Raw genomic sequence first — 22,060 nt, 5'->3', positions numbered from 1 at the left:
TCCGTTGCATCTTTCGCCCCTTTCCAAGGAGGAACCATGGCCTTCAAAACCAAGCCGGCCGCCGTCGTGGCCCTTGCCGTCTCAGCGCTGCTGGGACTGGCTGCCTGCTCCGATCCCGGCGCCTCGGCGGCGACAGCACCGTCGTCGTCCGCCACCAATTCCACCGGCAAGACCTTCAACCTTTCGCCCCAGCAGGACCGCTTCAAAGCCTCCGTAGACTCCGCGGCAGCAGCCCTGGTCCCGGAAGCCATCAAGGCCGACGGCAAGCTCACCGTGGTGACCACGGGCGGCGCGGCACCGCTCAGCCTGTTCGCCACGGACAACAAGACCCTGATCGGCAGCGAGGTGGACATTGCCTACGCGGTGGGCGAGGCACTGGGACTCCAGGTCGAAGTCCTGCCCGTGGCCTGGGCCGACTGGCCGCTGGGCATTGAGTCATCCAAGTACGAGGCCGTGCTCTCCAACGAGACCGTCACCGAGGCGCGCAAGGAAAAGTTCGACTTCGCCACCTACCGCAACGACCTGCTGGGCTTCTATGCCAAGAGTGATTCCGGCATCGGTGAGATCAAGGAAGCCAAGGACGTGGCGGGCAAGAAGATCATCGTGGGCTCGGGCACCAACCAGGAAGCCATCCTGGTGCGCTGGGACGACGAGAACAAGAAGAACGGCCTGGCGCCGGTTGAGTTCCAGTATTACGACGACGACTCCGCCTCGAGCCTGGCGCTCCAGTCAGGACGTGCGGACCTGACGTTCGGACCCAACGCGGCCGCCGCCTACAAGGCGGCGCAGGACGGGAAGACGAAGGAGGTGGGCACGCATAACGGCGGCTGGCCGCTGACGGCACAGATTGCCTTCACCACGAAGAAGGGCAATGGGCTGGCAGTCGCGGCGCAGGCTGCGCTGAACCACCTGATCGAGGACGGCACCTACGCCAAGATCCTGGACCGCTGGGGCCTCTCCTCCGAGGCCATCCAGAAGTCCGAGCTGAACCCGGCGGGCCTGCCCAAGAAGTAGCGGCCTGCCGACGAAGGAATCCCCGCCGGGTGAACCAGCAATTCGCTGGAGCCCGGCGGGGATTTTTCTTTGCTTTACCAGGAGGGCAGCGCGGGCACCGGGCCTGCCGCCTCAACATCTTCGGCGTCCCCGCGTGCCAGCCATTTCAGCAGGCCCTCCCGGTCCGATTCAACCCGCAGGCCGCCGTCACCGATGACCCACTCGTCGCGTTCCTCGGTAACCAGCGTCATCCCTGGCGCGCCCTTGGCCCGCATGGCACGTACCACGGCCTCGATGGCGTTCAACAGCGAATCGGGGTCAGCCTCTTCGATGGTCCAGGCGGTTTCCAGGTCATGGTGGTGCACCACCACCTCGGCAATCCGCAGCGCCACGATCGACGTGGCCGGCAGGTCCCGTCCCCCAATCTTTACTTCCGGTGCCGCAAGTTCTCCGGTCAACCGCTGGGCTTCCCCGGCGAAGGCGGCTGCCGAGTCCCGCACTTCAGCCAGGAGGTCCTCCCGCGGCATGGCAGCAAGGGCGGCAATTGCCTCGGCGCGCGCTTCAGGGGACGCGTACAGCTGGCGTTCCTCCCCGGAGGTGGCCCAGTCGATCAGCCCAACCAGGGCACGTCCGCTGGATGCGACGTGGGCGATGACGTGGGCACGGGTCCACCCTTCACACAGCGAGGGGGCAGCCAGTTCTTCATCGGACAAGGAGGAGACCGTGGCCAGGAACATGTCCGTCTCCCGGCCCAAGCGGGACAGGTCTGAGTGCAGCCGTGCTGGATTGATCATTCCGCCAGCCTAACCGGGGCGTCATGGCCCCGGCCATGGTTACGGCCCGCCTGGTTCATACCGGCCGCGTATGGACTGAGACTGGTCCTTCCGCCACCCCCCAAAGAGCCGCCGCCACCGGGCGCATTGGGCCTGTTCGCGCTGGATCCATTGCAAATACAGCCCCTTTGATATGCGGAAACGGCACAATGCACCCCCGGCGGGAAACCGGGCATTTCCCTCATATGCCGCGTGTCACATTGGCTGTCAGGCTGGGGTGCCGAGGCCGCGGTCCGGATCCATCCGAATACCGCAACGCCTCCACACCCGCCCCCCTGAAAGGACCTGCGCCATGACCCTGCCGCACCCCCAATCCACGATCTCCGGAAACCCGGGAAAGGAGGTCCGGACAGCCAACTGGGTGGCCTTCATCATCTGCGCCGCCCTCCTTTTTGATGGCTACGACCTGGTGGTCTACGGCACCGTCCTTCCGGGACTGCTCGCGGACGCGGGCCAAATTGGTCATTTCGATGCGGCCACGGCCGGCCTCCTGGGGTCCTGGGCCCTGATCGGCGTGCTGGTGGGGTCACTGGCGTGCGGGGCGATCGGTGACTTCTTCGGCCGCCGCCGGCTGATGCTCGCGGGCATCGCCTGGTTCTCCCTGGGCATGTTCGCCACCGCCCTGGCCACTGACGTCACCGCATTCGGGGCCCTCCGGTTTGCCACCGGGCTGGGCCTGGGCGTGGTTATCGCCAGCGCCGGCGCCACGATGGCCGAGTTCGCGCCCGCGGGACGGCGTCAGTTCTACAACGCGATCGTCTACTCCGGGGTCCCCGCGGGCGGAGTGCTGGCGTCCGTCCTGGGCATCGCCTTCCTGGACAGCATCGGCTGGCGCGGTCTCTTCGTCATTGGGTCCCTGCCCCTCCTGGTCATCCTGCCCATTGCCTGGCGGAAGCTTCCGGAGTCCCCGCGGTGGCTGTTGGCCCGCGGCCGGGAGGAGGAAGCCCTGGCCGCTGCATGGCGCACCGGGGTGCCGCTCGCCGAAGAGCAGGTGATCCGGGAGGCCGGCGCCGCTCCGCGGAAGTCCGGGTTCGCCGCCGTCTTCTCCCGCCAGTTCGCCGTGGCATCCATCCTGCTGGGCCTGATGTCCTTCTGCGGCCTACTCCTGACCTACGGGCTCAACACCTGGTTGCCCAAGATCATGGAGGGTTACGGCTACGGCCGGACCTATGCCCTCTTCTTCCCGCTGGCCCTGAACCTCGGCGCTGTGGTGGGCGGATTGGTGGCCTCCAGGATGGCCGACCGGAACGGACCGCAGCGGGTTATCGCTGCCACGTTTGCCCTCGCCACCATTTCCCTGGGATTGATGACGTTCAGCTTCCCGCTGCCGCTGCTCTTCACCTTCATTGCCACCGCAGGGGTGGGAACCCTGGGCACCCAGGTGCTGGTCTACGGTTTCCAGTCCAACTATTTCACCACCAATGCCCGCGCCGCCGGCGTCGCCTGGTGCGCCAGCGTGGGCCGGCTCGGCGGGGTCCTGGGCCCGATCATCGGCGGCTGGCTGGCCGCAGCGGGCATCGGCGGGGCAACAGCCTTCTACCTGTACGGAGCGGTAGCCCTGCTCGGCGGCGCCGTCACTGTCCTGGTGCCGCGCCAGCCCAAGCTCGAAGAAGCTGTGCCCGCAGCGGAGGAACAGCAAGATTACGTCGAAAAAGTATCTAAGTAAGGCTTTTTATGGTTACTCTATGAATCAATGAGGCCGCGCCGCGCCTCCCCCGGCCCGTTGGAAGGTGGCACCGGATGGACATCCGCCAGCTGAACTATTTCATCGCGGTGGCGGAGGAGCGGCACTTCGGCAGGGCGGCAAAGCGCCTGCACATGGCGCAGCCGCCCCTGTCCCAGCAGATCCGCCAACTGGAAGACCAACTGGGCGTCCAGCTGCTCAACCGCACCACCCGGCGGGTGGACCTGACGGCGGCGGGCCAGCTCCTGCTGGACCGCGGCCGCCAGATCGTCAACGACGTCGAGACACTCCGGGCCGATGTCTACCAAGTGGGCAAGGGCGCCACCGGCGTCCTCCGGGTGGGGTTTTCCGGATCGGCAACCTACGGGGTCATGCCCCGGATAGCGCGGCTCACCAAGCAGGTCCTGCCCGGCCTGTCGCTGGCGCTGAACGGGGAGATGCTGACGCCGTCCATGGAAGCGGGGCTGCGGAACGGGACCCTGGACGCGGCGCTGCTGCGTCCCCCCGTTGCCTCCGAAGAAATCGACTACCGCGTGGTCAGCCAGGAGCCACTCGTCGTCGCGCTTCCCTCCTTCAGCGCCCTGGCGGTGGACCGGCCCGTGGCCATGCATGAACTGCAGGACCAGGACTTCATCGCCTACGCTCCGGAGTCCGTGCTGAACCGTATTACCTCGGACCTCTGCCGCCAGGCGGGCTTCCAGCCGCGGATCACGCAAGTGGTGGGTGAGACCTCCACAATGCTGGCGTTCGTGGCTGCGGGCGGCGGCATCGCCGTCATGCCGTCCAGCGTGCGCGCCTTCCAGCTCGAAGGCGTCGCGTACCGGGAAATCGACAACGTTCCGCCGGTGGAACTCGCCGTCGCCTGGCTGCGCGGCCACCGGTCCGCCCTCCTGCAAAACTTCCTGGACATCGTGGCCAGGGCAACCGCTGACGCCACCCCTGCCGGCACCCCCGCTCCCGCTGATGAAAGGCTCCTCCCGTCATGAAGATCGCAGCCATCGAGGCGATCCCCTACTCGATCCCGTACCGCCACCCGCTGCATTTCGCCTCCGGTTCCGTGCACGAGGCCGACCACGTCCTGGTCCGCGTCCACACCGACGACGGCGTGGTGGGCACTGCGGACACCCCGCCCCGCCCCTACACCTATGGTGAGACGCAGAAGTCCATCGTGGCGGTAGTGCAGGATGTCTTCGCCCCGCAGCTGGTGGGCACCGACGTCTTTGACCGGGAAAAGATCCAGGCCGTCCTGGCGCGCACCATCCACAACCAGACGGCCAAGGGCGCGGTGGATATCGCCGTTTGGGACGTCATCGGCAAGACCCTGGGGCAGCCCGTGACCAAGCTGCTGGGCGGCTATACCGATTCGCTGCGCGTCTCCCACATGCTCGGATTCAAACCCGCCAAGGAACTCCTGGCCTTGGCCCTGGAGTTCCGGGAAACCTACGGCATCAACACCTTCAAGCTGAAGACCGGCCGCCGGCCGCTGAACCTGGACATCGAGGCTGCCAGGGTGCTGCGGGAGGGCCTGGGCGAGGACGCCGAGCTGTACATGGACGCCAACCGCGGCTGGACGGCCAACGAGGCCGCCGAGGTGCTGCGCCGCACCGCCGACCTCGGCCTGCAGTTCCTTGAGGAGCCGGACGACGCCCGCGAAGTCCTGGGCCGCCGGCGCCTGGTCACCAACTCCCCCATTCCCATTGCCGCGGACGAATCCGCCGCCAACCTGGGCGAGGCGGCCCGCGAAATCCTGACCGGCGGGGCCAACCTGCTGTCCGTGAAGACCGCCCGGTCGGGCTTCACCGAGGCCGCCAAGATCGTTGGCATGGCCGAGGGCATGGGCATCGACGTCTACATCGGCAACCAGATCGACACCCAGGTGGGCACGGTCGCCTCCGTGGTGTTCGGCGCAGCCTTCGCCCACACCGCCAGGCGTGCGGCGGAGCTGTCCAACTACCTGGATATGACCGATGACCTGCTGGCGCAACCACTGGCCATCACCGGCGGCCGGATTCACGTTCCCGAAACTCCCGGCGCAGGCACCGATGTGGACGAGGACAAGCTGGCCCACTACCGCACCGACTGACACCCGTTCCTTCCACCGAGAGGTCACCATGAAGTACCTGGTCCATATGGACGTCAAACTGCCCGCCGGCATGCCCGCCGAAGAAGCCGCCGGCATCAAGGCAAAGGAGAAGGCCTACTCCCAGGAACTGCAGCGTTCCGGCAAGTGGCCCGAGATCTGGCGAGTGGTGGGCGAATACGCCAACTACTCCATCTTCGATGTCGAATCGAACGACGAGCTGCACGGGATTCTGCAGGACCTTCCGCTGTTCCCGTACATGGACATCACCGTGGTTCCGCTGGCCAAGCACCCGTCGGACGTCAAGTAGGCAGCAGTCCCCGCGGCGTTCCGGGTCAGTCCCTGGCCCGGAACGCGGCAGCAAGTTCGCTGCGCGACCGGATTCCCATCTTCCGGTACAGCCGCGTCAGGTGGTACTGCACCGTCTTTTCGGCCAGGAACAGGGACCGGGCCGCCTCCTTGTTGGTTGCCCCGGCAGCCACCAGTTCGGCGACGGCCTGTTCCTGGGCGGTGAGCTGTTGATGGTGGCTGCCCACCGAGGAGAGCACGGGATCCGCCGGGTCCGGCAGGTTCCCGACGTCGAGGCCGGTTGCCTTCAGCTCGCGGTCGCACCGTTCCACGTACGTGGCCGCGCCAAGGGTGTCGTACAGATCCCGCGCCGCCCGCAGCACCGATGAGGCCAGGCGCCGCTTTCCGGCCCGGCGCATGCTTTGCCCGAACGCGAAACTTATCCGCGCACGCAGATAAGGGCGGTTGAGCCCGCGAAGGTGCCCCAGCGCCGCCTCGAAGTACTCCCTTGCCGTGTCCGGGTCGCCCTGCGCGGCCAGCAGCCGCCCCCGCGCCCACGCCACGCGGGCCAGGTCCGAGGGGACTTCCCGTTCGCGGTGCACTCGCTCGAACGCGGTCAGGAACGTCTCAGCGGCATCGAGCTTGTCCGTCATGACCAGGGCGTTGACATACGTGTCCTGCCAGGGCCAAAAGGACACCCGCTGATCAGTCCAGGGGTCCAGCTCCGCCAGCGGCTGCATGGCAGCCAGGGCACTTTCGTAGTCCGCCCGTGCCTCGTGGAAGCGGGCGCGCGCCAGGCTGGCCGGGACCTGCATGGCGCGGTAGGTTCCCGGCTGCACCGCGGCCTGCGAGACGTAGTAGCGTGCGCGGTCCCAGTCGCCCCGCATGGACCACAGCTCGGCGGCCGTCCAATACAGCAGCGGCCGGATCAGCGGCATCCGCGAGGTCTCCAGCCGGACGCTGGCCCGGGAGATGGTGGCGGCGGCCGCATCCCAGTTGCCCAGCACAAGGTGGGTGCGGGCCAGCCAGGCCTCGGCCCACAGGGAGATCCGCAGCGATCCCCCGCGGTACTCCGTGGGGGCGGCCGACTCAAAATTCACCAGCGCGGATTCGGCGTTGTCCAAGCGCAGGGCCAGCCAGCCGGCACCCATCTGCACCCGTTGCTTCTGGGCATTCTCGGCCGCCTGGGCTGAGGCCCGCTGGTAGGAGGCCTCGGCGTCCGATATCCGGCCCTGGGCATACAGGCCCAGGCCGTAGATGGCTTCCGACTCGATGTGCGCCGGTGTTCCGGGCTCGGTCAGAGCCATGGCTCGTTCGGCCCAACCGGTGATCATCGGGCCGTCCCAGGAGGCCACCCCGTGGAGGACGAAACGCTGGGCCACCTGTGCTGCGGCAGCGGGTTCATGCTGCGGATTGCTGGTCCGCCAGGCCATCTCCAGTTGGCTTTGGGCGCTGTCGTTCTGGCCGGACACCGTGGACAGGTACCCAAGCACCGAGGAGCGCAGGGGCGACGGCGGCAGGGCATCCACTGCCCCGGCCCAGGCCTGCGCCTGGGCCACATTGCCGGAGCCGACCAGGGCGTCGACGGCTTTCAGGAGCCGGAGGTTGCGGGCGCGGATATTGGGGGACAGCCGCGAGGCGGAGAACAGCGCGGTGGAGGCATCCTGCCACGCCCCGACCGTGGCCTGCCGCCGGGCGAAGTCTTCCAGTTCCGCGGCCAGGGTTTCGTCTGCGGCCGGGGTGGCGGCAACCCGGTGGCCCAACTGTTCGCCCTCGGACTGGACGGCCTCGGCGGCCTTCCGGTGCAGGGCAATGCGCCGGCTGGGGACGATCTGTTCGTAGACGGCTTCCGCGGTGCCGGGTTCCAGGAAGGCGACGGCGGAGCGGGACTGGTCCACGGACAGTCCCAGGAGCCCCGCACGGTGTCCCTCATCGAGTGCCGGCAAGACGGATTCCAGGCCGCCCACCCTGGCCACCTCAGCCAGGCCGGCGCCGGGGCCGAGCACAGCTGCGGCCTCCGCGGCGGCGACCAAGGCGGGGGACGCGGCGGCCAGGACGCTGCGGACCCTGGCGCGCACCCGGGAGGTGGGCGGCAGGGACGGGAACCACGACTGCCACGTTTCCGGCGGCAGCTCGCGGAGCAGCTCCACGATGGACTGGGCAATCCCGCCGGTGTGCGTCACCAGGCCGTGGGCCGCCGTCGCGCTGAGGTCAAGGCCGAACAGGCTCCGGGCCACGTCCTGGACCTGCTGCGGCGAGAGGGGTTCCAGCGGAATGCGGACCACCTGGTGGCCGGTGAGGAAGTCGAGCACGCCGGCGGGGACACGGGGTGCGTCTAGAGGGTTGAGGGTCAGCAGGAAGAGGACCCGCTTGTCGTGCAGCCTGCGCATGACGAAGGTGAGGATGCGCAGGCTCTCCTCGTCGAGCTTGTGGACGTCGTCGACGGCGACCACCACGCTGCCGTGCGTCTGCAGGCCTTCGAGATGGGTGCTGAGGGTGGAGGCGTAGTTGACCACCTGGTCGGGGGTCAGGGCGGCGACGGGCCCCGGCGCCAGGGCCGGGCCGTCGTCGTAATCCTTTGCCGTACGGAGCGGCAGGGTCCGCATGAGCTGGGAGTAGCCTGCCAAGGCGAACTGCGCCTCCCAGTCGTCCCCCATGGCGGACAGCACGCGGACGCCTCGGGCGGCCGTGCGGCAGTGGTCAAGGAAGAGTTCCAGGAGTGCGGTTTTGCCCGATCCGGACGGGCCGGAGAGGACAACGGTTCCCACCTTGCCTTTGCGGACGGTGCGGAGGATTTCCAGCAGCTGCTCGAACACCGCTGCCCGGCCCGCCAGCGGGAAGTCCTCCGCCATCTCGCCCTGGGTGGAGCCCGCTGTCATGGCCGCAATCCTACCGGAGGGGCCTGGGCGCCCCCCATGGCGTGCATCGATTGGATGCACTAGCCCAGGTCGCCGCCGGCCACGGGGAGGATGCTGCCGGTCAGGTAGGACGCCTCGTCCGAGGCAAGGAACACGATGGGCGCCGCCTGCTCGTCCAGGGTGCCGTAGCGCTTCATGAACGAGGACTCCACCGTCTGGTCAACGATGGTCTGGTACCAGTCCTTCTCGGTGGCGGATTCGGCGTCCGGCCCCCGCTTGACCTTCCGCGGCGGGGCTTCCGTGCCGCCCGGGGCGGTGGCCACCACGCGGATGCCTTGCCCGGCCACCTCCATGGCCAGCGACTGGGTCAGGGCGTTCACGCCACCTTTCGCCGCGGCATACGGCACCCGGTGCATTCCCCGGGTGGCTACCGAGGAGACGTTCACGATCGTGCCCGAGCCCTGCTCCATCATGGCCGGCAGGACTGCCCGGCAAGTCCAGAGCGTGGGAAAGAGCGAACGGCGGATTTCCTTCTCGATCTTGTCCTCGTCGTACTCCTGGTAGGGACGGGCCCAGATGGTGCCGCCCACGTTGTTGACCAGCACGTCCACCCGGCCGTGGGCTGCGAGCGCTGCCTTGATGGCCTGGGTGGCGCCGGCGAAGGTCGCCAGGTCCGCGGTGACGGACGTGGCCGCCCCGCCCGAACCCGACGCCTTGGCGGCCTCGTCGATGCCGCGGGCAACGTCGTGGACGAGGTCCGCGCGGTCCACCAGGACCACTGCGCCGCCTTCGGCGCCGATGCGCTCGGCCACCTTCTGGCCGATCCCCTGGGCGGCACCGGTGACGACGGCGACCTTGCCGCCGAACCTGCCCGGCGTCATGTATTGCCCGGCATACGGCGCAGCCATCAGAGGGCGGCCTTGGCGTCGATGGCCCCGGCCATGGTGTCCTTCGCGTCCTGGGCATGGGCGGTGATGACGGCGCGCAGGTGGTCCTTGTCGCCTCGTTCGAAAGCGCTCACGATCTCAAGGTGGTCCTGCGTGACGCGTTCGAAGATCGGCGTCCCGGCTTCGAACGCCGCGGCCATTTGGGCGTGGACGTCCAGGCGCCGGTAGGACTCCAGGAGCATCGGGTTGTCGCAGACCATGAAGAGGTACTCGTGGAATTCCTCGTTGGTGCGCGCGAACTCCTCGGGATCTGTGATGCTCCCGCCCTGCACCGAGCCGGTGGTGGCTTCCGCGAGCCGGCGGAACTGGCGAAGTTGGTGTTCACTGAGCCTTCCCAGCAGCAGTTCGCTGACCGCAAGCTCCAGGCCCATCCGGGCATCAAGCTGGGCGAAGCTGTCCTCCTTGCGGAAATCCAACCGCCCGGTTTCCAGCGAGGACACGGCCTCGCCGCGGGTCATGGTGTCGCCGTCGGCCTGGACTTTCTCAACCGGAGCCGGCGCGCCCGTTTCAGCGTCGCCTCCGGTGGTTTCCTTCGGTGCGAAACGTTCGAAGTAGAAGTTGGCAGGCTTGATGCCTTCGGTATCCAGCCACTTGGAGACAGCGTTGACCATGGGCGGCGGGCCGCAGAGGTAGATGTCCACGTCGCCGTCGTTGAGGTGCTTCGGTTCGATGATCTGCGTGACGTAGCCGGTGTGCGGGGCGGAGGTGCCGGGCTCGGAGGCGATGTAGTCCCAGGTGAAGCCGGGCAGTTTCGCCTCGTAGGCGCGGAGCCAGTCCAGGCCCACGATGTCCGCCTCACGGGTGAGTCCGTAAATCAGGTGGACCGGGCTGGAGGGCGGGTTTTCGGCAAGCTTTTCCAGGATGGACAGCAACGGGGCCAGTCCGGTGCCACCGGCCAGGAGCAGGAGGGGCCGCTTAGGTTCGCGCAGGAAGAAGGATCCGTACGGGCCGGTGAACTCGATGGCATCGCCTACGGCGGCGCGGTCGCGCAGGTACTCGGACATCGCGCCCTGTGGAGTCACACGGACCATGAAGGACGCATCCTGGACCTCGGGGCCGCTGCTGAAGGAGTAGGAGCGCTCGGCATCGGTGCCGGGAACCTTGAGGTTGACGTACTGCCCGGGGAGGAAGGCCAGCGCCTCGCGGTCGTCCACCTCAAGGGTGAAGGACACCGTGGTGTCCGTGTGCCGGTTGAGCTCCTTGACGGTGGAGCTGAAGGTGGCAGCCGCCGTCTTGGCCGATTCGGACGTGGCGGGGATCTGGATGGCCAGGTCGGACTCCGGGACAGCCTGGCAGGTCAGCAGGTAGCCCTTTTCGAGTTCCTCCTCCGTCATGGCGTCGTCGATGAAGTCGCCCGGGTCGAACGAGCCGGAATCGCAGAACGCCTTGCACGTACCGCAGGCGCCGTCCCGGCAGTCTGACGGAATGTTGATGCGCGCCTTGTAGGCGGCATCCATGACGGTCTCATAATCGCCGACCTTGATGACTTTGGTGACGCCGTCTTCGAAGCTGAGGGCTACTTTGTGGCCCATGGGGTCCTCCTGACTGGCCGGGCGCGTCGTCGCGTCCCGGGTAAAAAAGTTGTGGCGTGCCCGGCGGGCACAGGGATGGAAGCTGCCGCGCAGCGCCCGTATGTCCCGGCGCCGGCTGCGGGCAGGTCAGATCATGTAGACATCCACCACGTGGTGGATGTAGTCGTTCTTCAGGACCACTTTCTTCTTCAGGATCACCGGCTGCAGGCCGGACAGGTCCAGCGTGTAGTAGCTGGTGCCGAAGTAGGTGTCCGTCGTGTTGTAGCGGAAGTAGAGGGTGAACCAGTTGAAGCGCACCTCCACCTTGCCGCCGTCGTTCGCCAACACTTCGACGTCGGTGATGTTGTGGCCCGTGCGCGGCTCCGGGAGGGAAGTGGCTGATGACCTGTCGGTCTTGATCCGGAACACCCGGTCCTCGATGCCGCCGCGGTTGTCGTAGTAGATCAGGGAAATCTCGTTCTGGGGATCCTGCGTCAGCTGGTCGTCCACGTCCCAGGCCGGCATCCAGAATTCGGAGTCCGGGTGGTAGCACTCCAGCCATTCATCGAACTGGCGGTCATCCAGGAGGCGGGCTTCCCGGTAGAGGAACGCCCGGACGGTTTCGAGGGTTGCGATCTCCTCCGCGGTCTTGAGGACCGGGGTGGTGTGGGTCAGGTTGGTCATGGGTTCTGCGCTCTCTGTGGTTCCTGTGGGCTCTCTCAGGCGGTGACGGGAACGGATTCCAGGGCGGAACGCTCCTCTTCCTCGGCCAGGGCCCGGTCCATGACTTCCTTCCAGTACCCGTGCTGGATGGGGTAGAGCCCCTCGTCTTCGGTGCGCACGCCGGAGGCGATCACCCTTGTCATGCCCAGCGCCTGCGCCTGCTCGTCCGGGCCGGTGATCTCGTGGGTGGAGCCGCGGGTCATGTCATTCCACGGGGCGCTGGTGGCCCAGTAGGTCTTGTTGCAGGAGCGGAATTCCTCCAGGTCGTCCGGGGTGGCCATTCCCGTGGCGTTGAAGAAGTCCTCGTATTGGCGGATGCGCTTGGAGCGGTTCTCCTGCGACTCACCTTTGGGGGCGATGCAATAGATGGTCACCTCTGTCTGGTCCGCGGAGATCGGCCGGAAGTGGCGGATCTGGGAGGAGAACTGGTCCATGATGTAGACGTTCGGGTACAGGCAGAGGTTGCGCGAGATGTTGATCATGAAGTTCGCCATCTCCTCGCCGTACTTGGCCACAAGCTCGTCGCGGCGGTCCCACAACGGGCGGTCCTGGGGGTTGGTCCATTCCTGCCACAGCAGCAGGTGCCCGTGGTCGTAGGAGTAGAACCCGCCCTTGACTTTGCCCCACTTGCCGGCGTCCATGGCCTTGGTCTTGTTGGCGGAGTCACCGGCGCTGCGGCGGGCCGTGGTGGCTGCGTAGTTCCAGTGCACGGCGGTGACGTGGTAGCCGTCCGCGCCGTTCTCGGCCTGGACCTTCCAGTTGCCGTCGTAGGTGTAGGTGGAGGAACCGCGCAGCACTTCCAGGCCTTCGGGCGACTGGTCAACGATCGAATCGATGACCTTGGTGGCATCGCCCAGGTGCTCCTCGAGCGGGAGCACGTCGGCCTTCAGGGAGCCGAACAGGAAGCCGCGGTAGGACTCAAAGTGGGCCACCTTGGTGAGGTCGTGCGAGCCTTCCTTGTTGAAGGTCTCAGGGTAGCCGGCGTTCCGGGAGTCCTTGACCTTGAGCAGCTCGCCGGAGTTCTTGAAGGTCCAGCCGTGGAACGGGCAGGTGAAGGTGGTGCGGTTGTCCGTCTTGCGGCGGCACAGCATGGCGCCGCGGTGCGAACAGGCGTTGACCAGGCAGTTCAGCTTCCCGTCCTTGTCCCGGGTGATCACCACGGGGGTACGGCCGATGTAGGTGGTGAAGTAGTCGCCCACGTTGGGGATCTGCGACTCGTGGGCGAGGTACACCCAGTTGCCTTCGAATATGTGCTTCATCTCGAGTTCGAAGATCTCCTGGTCGGTGAAGATCTCGCGCTTGGCCCGGATGACGCCGTTCTCGCGGTCGTCGATCAAGGCGTCGGCAAGGACCTCGCGGGCATGGATCAGGTTCTCGGTCATGGCGTGCTCCTTCATTGGAGATTGCTGGACGGACGGGCGGAGGTCCACTCGGGAAGAGGCTTCGGCGGCGGACGTTATCCAGCAATTCTTACCGCTCGTGATTGGCCTCACATCAGGCAAATACCTAGGTTCCACCAAGGGTGTCTTTATGTACCGATAATGACTCAAAAGACGCCCAGTTGATATTTGTAGCGTCCTTATCTGCGGCCCTACGATTGAGACCGAGATCACGCGGTGCCGAGCAGGGCAGGTGGAACGTTCCGCCCAGCAGGCCGCGTGGGGAGCAGGAGCCCTTCCTGTCCCATTCAATGAAGAAGGTGGACATCGTCATGACCCAGACCCCAACGGACAGCCGCACGGAAAACGAAGGCACCGCCGTCGAAGCAGGCTCCAAGGCAACCGAACGCTTCGCCGCGTCAGGCAAGCTCTCCCGGGTGGATGTATCCAAGGAACGGGTGAGCCTGCTGGCCGGCGCACTGATCAAGGCCGCCAACGACATCGTCGTGGAGCACCAGGTCACCTATGAGGAATACAACGCCCTTAAAGCATGGCTGATCAAGGTGGGCACGGACGGTGAATGGCCGCTGTTCCTCGACGTCTGGCTTGAACACACCGTTGAGGACGTGAACTCCCAGGACCGACCCGGCACCGTGGGCACCATCGAGGGCCCCTACTACGTCCCCAACTCCCCGGAACTCCAGACGCCTGCCACCGTGGAAATGCGCGACGACGAAGAGGGCACCCCGCTCCGGTTCACCGGCCAGTTCACCGACACCGACGGCAACCCCATCCAGGGTGCCCAGGTGGAGATCTGGCACGCGGACGCCGCCGGTTTCTACTCCCAGTACGCCCCGGGCATGCCCGAGTGGCTCTTCCGGGCCACCGTCAAGGCCTCGGACGACGGCCGGTTCGAGATCAACACCATGCGTCCGGCGCCCTACCAGATCCCCACGGACGGCGCCTGCGGACAGCTGATCAACGCCGCGGGCTGGCACGCCTGGCGTCCGGCGCACATCCACATCAAGGTGTCCGCGCCGGGCTACGAGCCGGTCACGCAGCAGCTGTACTTCCCCGGCGACCCCCACAACGCGGACGACATCGCCTCGGCGGTGAAGCCTGAACTGATGCTGGACCCCCGCCCCCGTTCCGACGGAAAGGGCGAGGAAGTAGTTTATGACTACGTCCTGGCAAAGCAGGGCCAGAAGAAGTAGCACGCAAACTGGGAGATACCCCCGCACGGAGGCGCTCCGGAGCTGATGCTTCGGAGCGCCTCCGGTTTTTCCGCGCCAGCCAGGAGTTCCGATGAGCCATACCCGCCCCGACCCGGCCGCCACATCCGCCGGGTCAGCCCCGCCGGCGCCGGAACCCCTGTTGGAGCGCCCGGGGGTCCGGCCCGCGGGTCCGCGCCGGGTTCTTCGCGACCTGGGCCTGTCGTACGTCTCCAACGGGGCGATCGGGCTCATCTTCGCGGCGTCCGGACCCATCGCCGTCACCCTGGCCGTCGGCACGGCCGGCGGCCTGACCCAGGGCCAACTGTCGTCCTGGGTTTTTGGCATCCTTTTCTCGGGCGGCGCGGCGACCCTGCTGATGTCGCTCATCTACCGGCAGCCCTTGGGCTTCGCGTGGTCCATCCCTGGCACGGTGCTCCTGGGGCCGTCCCTTCAGCACCTGGCCTTCCCCGAAGTCGTCGGGGCCTTCTTCACCTCCGGCGTGCTGATCCTCGCCCTGGGCGCCACCGGGGTGGTGCGCAAAGCCATGGCGCTGGTGCCCATGCCGCTCGTAATGGCCATGGTGGCTGCGGTGTTCCTGAAGTTCGGCACAGACATCGTCGCCGCAACCCAGGACAACCCGGCCGTGGCTGCTCCGATGGTGGCCGCGTTCCTGGTCCTTACCGCAGTTCCCATGCTTGGCAGGTTCCTGCCGCCGGTCCTGGGCACACTGGTGGCGGGCTGCATCGCCGTAGCGGCCAGCGGCCAGTTCAACCTTCCGTCCGGCGGACCGCTCGTGGCCACCCCGGTTTTCACTGCCCCTGAATTTACGTGGGCTGCCCAGCTCGAACTGGTGGTTCCGCTGGCCCTCACCGTCCTGTTCGTTCAAAATGGCCAGGGCATCGCGGTCCTCCGTGCCGCCGGCCATCAGCCGCCCGTGAATGCCTTCGCCATTGCCTCCGGCGCTTTTTAAGTGCTGAACGCCGGCTTCGGCGCCGTTTCGGCCTGCGTCACAGGCCCCACCAACGCCCTGTTGACCTCGTCCGGGAAGCGGGAGCGCCAATACACGGCCGCCGTGGCGTATGGCCTGCTGGCCCTGGTGTTCGCTGCTTTTGCTCCCACTCTGACCCGGCTGATGCTGGCCGCGCCCAAGGAGTTTGTGCTGGCGCTGGGCGGCATCGCGATGCTGCGGGCCCTCCAGCAGGCCTTCGTCACGGCCTTCGCCACCAGCTTCACCCTGGGCTCGCTGGTAACGTTCGTGGTGGCCATCTCCGGCATGAACCTCTTCAACATCCATGCAGCCTTCTGGGGCCTGGTCATCGGCTACGGGGTGTCCCGCCTGCTGGAGCGCGCGGACCACGCCCAGCCGTGAGGCGGGAACGGGCGCGTGCCACAGAACCGGGCGGGGATTCTTCCGTGTCAGCGCGGGTCCGGTTCAACCGCCCAAGCCAGCCGGTGCAGGAAAGTTGCTGTCCTGCTCCGGAACGCCAACCACGCCCGCCGCTTCCACCCGGGCTTCTGCGATGACCTGTGGGGCGTGTGGCAGTGCGCTCCCGCCGGCGCGGATGGCGCCCGCAAACAAGAGGGCAACGAGGCTTGCGCTTTCCATCTTTCTCCAAGCTGTACTGATAAATCCCGGGTGTACCAGTACCCTGCCCGGCAGAAGAAGGCTTCAAACATCAATCGACAGGCCGGCAAGTACGCCGCTCCATGGTTAGGCAGGTGCAGTGTTAGGCAATAGTCTGGCCAGATGGGGACCAGTGCCGTGAACTCGGGCGAACAGACTGACAGGCAATCGCGTATCCTTGACGCAGCAATGGACCTGCTGTCCCGGCACGGTATTTCGGGCGTTAGTATGCGGGCAGTGGCGCGCGAAGCCGGCGTGGCGCTGGGCCTGGTCAACTACTACTTTGATGACAAGACCACCCTGATCCGGGCAGCCCTGGGCAGGGTGGATGAACACGATCTTTTGCTCGTTGCCCCGGACCCGTCGGTGTCCCCCGATGAGCAGCTTCGGAAGGCGCTCCGGCGGGTGGCGGCCGCCGACCTGCTCACCACCCGGTACCTGTCCCTACGCCTGCATCTTTGGGCCCTGGCCCAAGCGGATGAGGATTACGCGCAGATCAACGCCGCCGCCTTTGACCGGTACATCGACGGGCTCGCCGCGCTGGTGTCCAGCGCCAAGCCCGACCTGCCCTGGCTGGCGTGCAGGGAGCGGGCGTCGGACATCGTCGTCATCCAAAACGGCATGTGGCTGACGGCGCTGCTCGGGGTGGACAAGGCCTCCATTCAACGAAGTATCGCGCGGACGGAAGAGATCGCGTTCGCGCCGATCCCCGATCCTGACCTGAGCGAAAGAGACTAAAACGCGGGGCCGGACCACGCCTAAAACGCCGGCCGCAAGGCAACCGTAGCTGCATGAGCAGCATTGAACAAGTGTTCAAGAAATCTATTGAACACTTGTTCAAAGTGCATTACTGTCCTCCGTATGACTTACGCCACATCAACGCAGGACCTTGTTCCAGGCGTCGAAACCGATACAGCGTCCACCCTGTTCATCAACGGCAAATGGGAACCGGCATCCTCCGGCGCTGTGCGCGAAATCCGGAATCCGGCCGACGGCGAGCTGGCGGCCATCGTCTCCGAGGCCGGCCGGGCGGACGCTGAACGCGCCATCGCTGCCGCCCGCTCCGCCTTCGACTCCGGCGTCTGGTCGGGCGTCCCGGCACCGGAGCGCGGCGCCTTCCTCCTGAAGGTTGCCGCCGGGCTCCGCGAACGCCGGGAAGAGTTCGCCCGCGCCGAGTCGCTCGATACCGGCAAGCGCATGGTGGAAAGCCGCATCGACATGGACGACATCGCCGCCTGCTTCGAATACTTCGGCAGGCTCGCCGGGCAGCAGGCGGGCCGCGTGGTGGACGCCGGGGACCCCGCCGTCGTGAGCAGGATCGTCTACGAACCCGTGGGTGTCTGCGGCCTCATCACGCCCTGGAACTACCCCCTCCTCCAGGCCGCGTGGAAGATCGCCCCGGCCCTCGCTGCAGGCTGCACCTTCGTCCTCAAGCCCTCCGAGCTCACCCCGTCCACCAGCATCCTTGCCATGCATCTGCTGCAGGACCTCGGCCTGCCGGACGGCGTGGCCAACCTCGTCACCGGCACCGGCCCGGAGGCGGGCGCACCGCTTTCGGAACACCCCGCCGTCGACCTCGTCTCCTTCACCGGCGGCCTGGAAACCGGCAAGCGCATCGCCGCTGCCGCCGCCGGCACCGTCAAGAAGGTGGCCCTGGAGCTTGGCGGCAAGAACCCCAACGTGGTCTTCGCCGACGCCGACTTCGACGCCGCCGTGGACAACGCCCTCAACGGCGCGTTCGTCCACTCCGGCCAGGTCTGCTCCGCCGGGGCCCGGCTGCTGGTGGAGGAATCCATCGCCGAACGCTTCGTGGACGAGCTGGTCCGCCGCGCCCAGGACATCAAGCTCGGCGGCCCCTTCGATGACGCCGCCGAAACCGGCCCGCTGATCTCCGCCGCGCACCGGGACAAGGTGCACGCCTACGTCCAGCGCGGCATCCAGGAGGGTGCACGGCTGCGCACCGGCGGCGCCGCGCCGCAGGGAGAGAAGTACGACGCCGGGTTCTACTACCAGCCGACCGTCCTGGACCAGGTGCAACGCGGGATGTCCGTGGTCACCGACGAGGCATTCGGCCCGGTGGTCACCGTGGAAACATTCCGCACCGAGGACGAGGCCGTCGCCACTGCCAACGACACCATCTACGGCCTGGCCGGCGCGGTCTGGACGCAGGACGCCGGCAAGGCGCAGCGCGTGGCATCCCGGCTGCGGCACGGCACCATCTGGATCAACGACTACCACCCTTACCTCCCCCAGGCCGAGTGGGGCGGCTTCGGCCAGTCCGGCGTCGGCCGCGAGCTTGGCCCCACGGGCCTGGCCGAATACCAGGAAGCCAAGCACATCTACCAGAACACCAGCCCGCAGGTCACCGGCTGGTTTGCTGACCACGGCAAGGAGAACTAGATGCACTTCGACAACATCGACGACGCCACCCAACGCGGTTTCGATTACGTCGTCATCGGCGGCGGGTCCGCAGGTGCCGCCGTGGCCGCCCGGCTGAGCGAGGACCCGGACGTGACCGTGGCCCTCGTGGAGGCGGGACCGGATGACCGCAATATCCCCGAGATCCTGCAGCTGGACCGCTGGATGGAGCTGCTGGAATCCGGGTACGACTGGGACTACCCCATCGAGCCGCAGGAGAACGGCAACTCCTTCATGCGCCACGCCCGCGCCAAGGTGATGGGCGGTTGCTCCAGCCATAACTCCTGCATCGCGTTCTGGGCCCCGCGCGAGGACCTGGACGAATGGGAATCCAAGTACGGCGCCACCGGATGGAACGCCGACGCCGCCTGGCCCCTGTACAAGCGGCTGGAAACTAATGAGGATGCCGGACCGGACGCACCCCACCACGGCGACTCAGGCCCCGTGCACCTGATGAACGTGCCCCCGGCAGATCCTGCCGGCGTCGCGCTTTTGGATGCGTGCGAGCAGGCGGGCATCCCCCGCGCCAAGTTCAACACCGGCGCCACGGTGGTCAACGGCGCCAACTTCTTCCAGATCAACCGCAGAGCTGACGGCACCCGCGCCTCCAGCTCCGTCTCCTACATCCACCCCATCATCGACCGCCCCAACTTCACCCTGCTGACCGGCCTGCGCGCACGCCAACTGGTGTTCGACGCGGACAAGCGCTGCACCGGCGTGGACGTGGTGGATTCCGCCTTCGGCCGCACCCACCGCCTCACCGCACACCGCGAGGTGGTCCTGTCCACCGGCGCCATCGACTCCCCCAAGCTGCTCATGCTCTCCGGCATCGGCCCGGCCGCGCACCTCGCCCAGCACGGCATCGCGGTCCTGGTGGACTCCCCCGGCGTAGGCGAGCACCTGCAGGACCACCCGGAAGGCGTGGTGCAGTTCGAGGCCAAACAGCCCATGGTGCAGACCTCCACCCAGTGGTGGGAAATTGGCATCTTCACCCCCACCGAGGACGGCCTGGACCGCCCCGACCTGATGATGCACTACGGCTCCGTCCCGTTCGACATGAACACCCTGCGCCACGGCTACCCCACCACGGAGAACGGCTTCAGCCTCACCCCCAACGTCACGCACGCCCGCTCCCGCGGCACCGTCCGGCTGCGCAGCCGCGACTTCCGCGACAAGCCCATGGTTGATCCCCGCTACTTCACGGACCCGGACGGCCACGACATGCGCGTCATGGTGGCCGGCATCCGCAAGGCCCGCGAAATCGCCGCCCAGCCCGCCATGGCGGAATGGACCGGCCGCGAACTCTCGCCCGGCGTCGAGGCGCAGACTGACGAGGAACTGCAGGATTACATCCGCAAGACCCACAACACCGTCTACCACCCCGTGGGCACCGTCCGCATGGGACCGGCCGACGACGACATGTCGCCACTGGACCCCGAGCTGCGGGTCAAGGGCGTCACCGGCCTCCGGGTGGCCGACGCGTCCGTCATGCCCGAACACGTCACCGTCAACCCCAACATCACCGTCATGATGATCGGCGAGCGCTGTGCCGACCTGATCAAGGCTGATTACGCCGGCGCCGACGCCCTGGAAGAGAAGGAGCTCACCACGTCCCTGGCCTGAGCGGCAGGCCTAAACGGGGCCCACACATCCCAACAATGCGGGCCCCTCCACCAAGCAATATTCCGCCGCACCCCAGGGCGGCCGGCCCATCGTGCTTTTCTGATCTAGGAGTCCATATTGGAACCCAGCAAGAGTATTGATTCAAGCGGCATGGACGAATTCGGCTACACCCAGACGCTGGACCGAAGCATCGGCAAGTTCGCCAGCTTCGCCGCGGGTGTCAGCTACATCTCCATCCTCACCGGCGTTTTCCAACTGTTCTACTTCGGCTTTTCCATGGCCGGCCCGGCGTACGCCTGGTCCTGGCCCATCGTGTTCGTCGGCCAGCTGATGGTGGCCCTGTGTTTCGCCGAGTTGGCGGGCCGTTACCCGGTTGCCGGCTCCGTCTACAACTGGGCCAAGCGGCTCGCCTCCGGAACCTCCTCCTGGCTGGCCGGCTGGCTGCTGCTGTTGTCCTCCATCATGGCCCTGGGCTCCGTGGCCCTGGCCCTGCAGATCACCCTCCCCCAGCTCTGGGAGGGCTTCCAGTTCGTCGGTGACGGCACCGGCCCCTACGACTTCGCCATGAACGGCGTGGTGCTGGCCACCATCATGATCACCATCTCCACGCTGATCAACGCGTTCGGTGTGAAGCTGATGACCCGGATCAACAGCATCGGCGTCTTCGTGGAGCTCATCGCCGCCGTGCTGCTGGTCCTCGCCCTCGGCTGGCACGTGGTGCGCGGACCGGAGGTCTTCTTCCAGACCAACGGCTTCGGTGAAGGCAACGACCTTGGCTTCTTCGGCGTCTTCCTGATCGGCGCCATGGCCTCCGGCTACGTCATGTACGGCTTCGACACTGCCAGCTCCCTCGGTGAGGAAACCAAGGACCCCAAGAAGACCGCACCCAAGGCCATCCTGCGGGCTGTCACGGCGTCCTTCGTGCTCGGCGGGCTGATCCTGCTGTTCGGCATCCTGGCCGCACCGGACCTCGCAGACCCCCAAGTGGGATCTCCCGACGGCGGGCTGCAGCACATCGTGCTCTCCGTCCTGGGTGGACCCTTCGGCAAGGCCTTCCTGGCCTGCATCGTGGTGGCCGTGGTGGTCTGCACCCTGGCCGTGCACGCCGCCGCCATCCGCATGATGTTCGCCATGGCCCGCGACAACAACCTGCCTTTCAGCCGGCAGCTCAGCAAGGTGGACCCGGTCCGCAGGACCCCCACGGTCGCCGCGATTGTCATCGGCATCATGGCGGTCATCCCGCTGCTGGTCAACGTCATGCAGCCGGCCATCTTCACCATCCTGTCCAGCATCAGCATCGTGCTGATCTACCTGTCCTACCTCCTGGTCACAGTGCCCCTGCTGCGCAAGCGGTTCGCCAGGAAGTGGCCCATCCTGGATGACGGTTCCGAGCCCGGGTTCTGCATGGGCAAGTGGGGGCTGCCCGTGAACATCCTGGCCGTCCTGTGGGGTGCCGCCATGACCATCAACCTGGTGTGGCCCCGGCCCGAGATCTACAACTCGGTGCCGCCGTTCGAGTGGTACCTGCAGTGGGGCGGGGTGATGTTCGTGGCTGCCGTGGTTGTTGGCGGTGCCCTGCTGTACCGCCTGAAGATCCGGCACCAAACCGGCGTGCTGGCCGAGCACGCCGCAGCCGTGGCGGCCCATCCTTCGTCCAATGACCCCAGGTATGACGCACCGGAGGAAGCCGTGCCCGCCAACGCGGTCCTGGCAACCGAAGGCTAACAACACCACATCAATAAAGGTCGACGGCGGCACTCGCTTGGCGGTTTCTAGGGGTCGTTGCAACACTGCTGGTGTTATGTGGTCATTAGTAGATCACGCAGACGCTCGGCTGGGGTGTCCCAGCCGAGCGTTTTGCGTGGTCGGCTGTTGAGTTCTTGGG

17 protein-coding genes and 1 pseudogene are annotated in these 22,060 nt (G+C 66.7%); 11 read left to right on the top strand and 7 right to left on the bottom strand.

Annotation, left to right across the window (positions count from 1 at the left end; all coding sequences use genetic code 11):
- The first annotated feature begins 36 nt into the window (after positions 1–36).
- On the top strand, positions 37–1,014 hold the full coding sequence (locus tag ACETK3_RS08035) for an ABC transporter substrate-binding protein (protein WP_373992722.1): 978 nt from the start codon (positions 37–39) through the stop codon (positions 1,012–1,014).
- Between the two features lie 74 nt (positions 1,015–1,088).
- Here ACETK3_RS08035 and ACETK3_RS08030 read toward each other — a convergent pair whose 3' ends face one another.
- Positions 1,089–1,787, bottom strand: coding sequence for a maleylpyruvate isomerase family mycothiol-dependent enzyme (locus ACETK3_RS08030; protein WP_237429127.1), 699 nt, complete (start codon positions 1,785–1,787; stop codon positions 1,089–1,091).
- Between the two features lie 331 nt (positions 1,788–2,118).
- Here ACETK3_RS08030 and ACETK3_RS08025 point away from each other — a divergent pair, with 331 nt between their 5' ends.
- The 4 genes from ACETK3_RS08025 (at position 2,119) to catC (ending at position 5,900) form a co-directional block, all read left to right on the top strand.
- Positions 2,119–3,492: an aromatic acid/H+ symport family MFS transporter gene (locus ACETK3_RS08025; RefSeq protein ID WP_306969552.1), complete on the top strand. Its 1,374-nt coding sequence runs from the start codon at positions 2,119–2,121 to the stop codon at positions 3,490–3,492.
- A gap of 74 nt (positions 3,493–3,566) precedes the next feature.
- Positions 3,567–4,496: a LysR substrate-binding domain-containing protein gene (locus tag ACETK3_RS08020; protein WP_236820695.1), complete on the top strand. Its 930-nt coding sequence runs from the start codon at positions 3,567–3,569 to the stop codon at positions 4,494–4,496.
- The gene (locus ACETK3_RS08015; RefSeq protein ID WP_236820696.1) at positions 4,493–5,593 is read left to right on the top strand and encodes a mandelate racemase/muconate lactonizing enzyme family protein; all 1,101 of its coding nucleotides are present in this window, start codon (positions 4,493–4,495) and stop codon (positions 5,591–5,593) included. Before ACETK3_RS08020 ends, ACETK3_RS08015 begins: the two co-directional genes overlap by 4 nt.
- A gap of 28 nt (positions 5,594–5,621) precedes the next feature.
- Positions 5,622–5,900: a muconolactone Delta-isomerase gene (gene catC, locus ACETK3_RS08010; RefSeq protein ID WP_236820697.1), complete on the top strand. Its 279-nt coding sequence runs from the start codon at positions 5,622–5,624 to the stop codon at positions 5,898–5,900.
- Between the two features lie 25 nt (positions 5,901–5,925).
- Here the strand turns inward: catC and ACETK3_RS08005 are convergent, their stop codons facing one another.
- The 5 genes from ACETK3_RS08005 to benA form a co-directional block, all read right to left on the bottom strand.
- Positions 5,926–8,757, bottom strand: a complete 2,832-nt coding sequence (locus tag ACETK3_RS08005; RefSeq protein WP_306969556.1) for an AAA family ATPase — start codon at positions 8,755–8,757, stop codon at positions 5,926–5,928.
- 59 nt (positions 8,758–8,816) lie between these two features.
- Positions 8,817–9,644, bottom strand: a complete 828-nt coding sequence (locus ACETK3_RS08000; RefSeq protein ID WP_373992721.1) for a 1,6-dihydroxycyclohexa-2,4-diene-1-carboxylate dehydrogenase — start codon at positions 9,642–9,644, stop codon at positions 8,817–8,819.
- The gene (gene benC, locus ACETK3_RS07995) at positions 9,644–11,215 is read right to left on the bottom strand and encodes a benzoate 1,2-dioxygenase electron transfer component BenC (RefSeq protein ID WP_237429132.1); all 1,572 of its coding nucleotides are present in this window, start codon (positions 11,213–11,215) and stop codon (positions 9,644–9,646) included. The genes ACETK3_RS08000 and benC overlap by 1 nt, the downstream gene beginning before the upstream one ends.
- Positions 11,216–11,341: 126 nt before the next feature.
- Positions 11,342–11,878, bottom strand: coding sequence for a benzoate 1,2-dioxygenase small subunit (benB, locus tag ACETK3_RS07990; RefSeq protein ID WP_306969560.1), 537 nt, complete (start codon positions 11,876–11,878; stop codon positions 11,342–11,344).
- A gap of 35 nt (positions 11,879–11,913) precedes the next feature.
- A complete protein-coding gene (gene benA / locus ACETK3_RS07985) occupies positions 11,914–13,299 on the bottom strand; it encodes a benzoate 1,2-dioxygenase large subunit (RefSeq protein ID WP_373992720.1) in 1,386 nt (461 codons plus the stop codon).
- A 329-nt stretch (positions 13,300–13,628) separates the two neighbouring features.
- On the opposite strand from benA, the gene catA reads away from it, so the two are divergent.
- Both catA and ACETK3_RS07975 read left to right on the top strand, forming a co-directional pair.
- Entirely contained in the window at positions 13,629–14,510 is an 882-nt protein-coding gene (gene catA, locus ACETK3_RS07980; RefSeq protein ID WP_236820703.1) for a catechol 1,2-dioxygenase, read from the top strand.
- A 91-nt stretch (positions 14,511–14,601) separates the two neighbouring features.
- A pseudogene (locus ACETK3_RS07975) lies at positions 14,602–15,879 on the top strand (benzoate/H(+) symporter BenE family transporter).
- Between the two features lie 63 nt (positions 15,880–15,942).
- On the opposite strand, the gene ACETK3_RS07970 reads toward ACETK3_RS07975, so the two are convergent.
- A complete protein-coding gene (locus ACETK3_RS07970; protein ID WP_373992719.1) occupies positions 15,943–16,116 on the bottom strand; it encodes a hypothetical protein in 174 nt (57 codons plus the stop codon).
- Positions 16,117–16,257: 141 nt separating this feature from the next.
- Here ACETK3_RS07970 and ACETK3_RS07965 point away from each other — a divergent pair, with 141 nt between their 5' ends.
- The 4 genes from ACETK3_RS07965 (at position 16,258) to ACETK3_RS07950 (ending at position 21,900) form a co-directional block, all read left to right on the top strand.
- Positions 16,258–16,872: a TetR/AcrR family transcriptional regulator gene (locus tag ACETK3_RS07965; protein ID WP_237429136.1), complete on the top strand. Its 615-nt coding sequence runs from the start codon at positions 16,258–16,260 to the stop codon at positions 16,870–16,872.
- A gap of 123 nt (positions 16,873–16,995) precedes the next feature.
- The gene (locus tag ACETK3_RS07960; RefSeq protein ID WP_373992718.1) at positions 16,996–18,534 is read left to right on the top strand and encodes an aldehyde dehydrogenase family protein; all 1,539 of its coding nucleotides are present in this window, start codon (positions 16,996–16,998) and stop codon (positions 18,532–18,534) included.
- Positions 18,535–20,175, top strand: a complete 1,641-nt coding sequence (locus tag ACETK3_RS07955) for a GMC family oxidoreductase (protein WP_373992717.1) — start codon at positions 18,535–18,537, stop codon at positions 20,173–20,175.
- A 150-nt stretch (positions 20,176–20,325) separates the two neighbouring features.
- Positions 20,326–21,900, top strand: a complete 1,575-nt coding sequence (locus ACETK3_RS07950; protein ID WP_237430560.1) for an APC family permease — start codon at positions 20,326–20,328, stop codon at positions 21,898–21,900.
- The last annotated feature ends 160 nt before the right edge of the window (positions 21,901–22,060 follow it).

It is taken from the genome of Arthrobacter sp. E44 (genome assembly GCF_041877125.1).
Lineage (GTDB): Bacteria > Actinomycetota > Actinomycetes > Actinomycetales > Micrococcaceae > Arthrobacter.
This window is presented reverse-complemented; position numbering and strand designations above follow the sequence as displayed.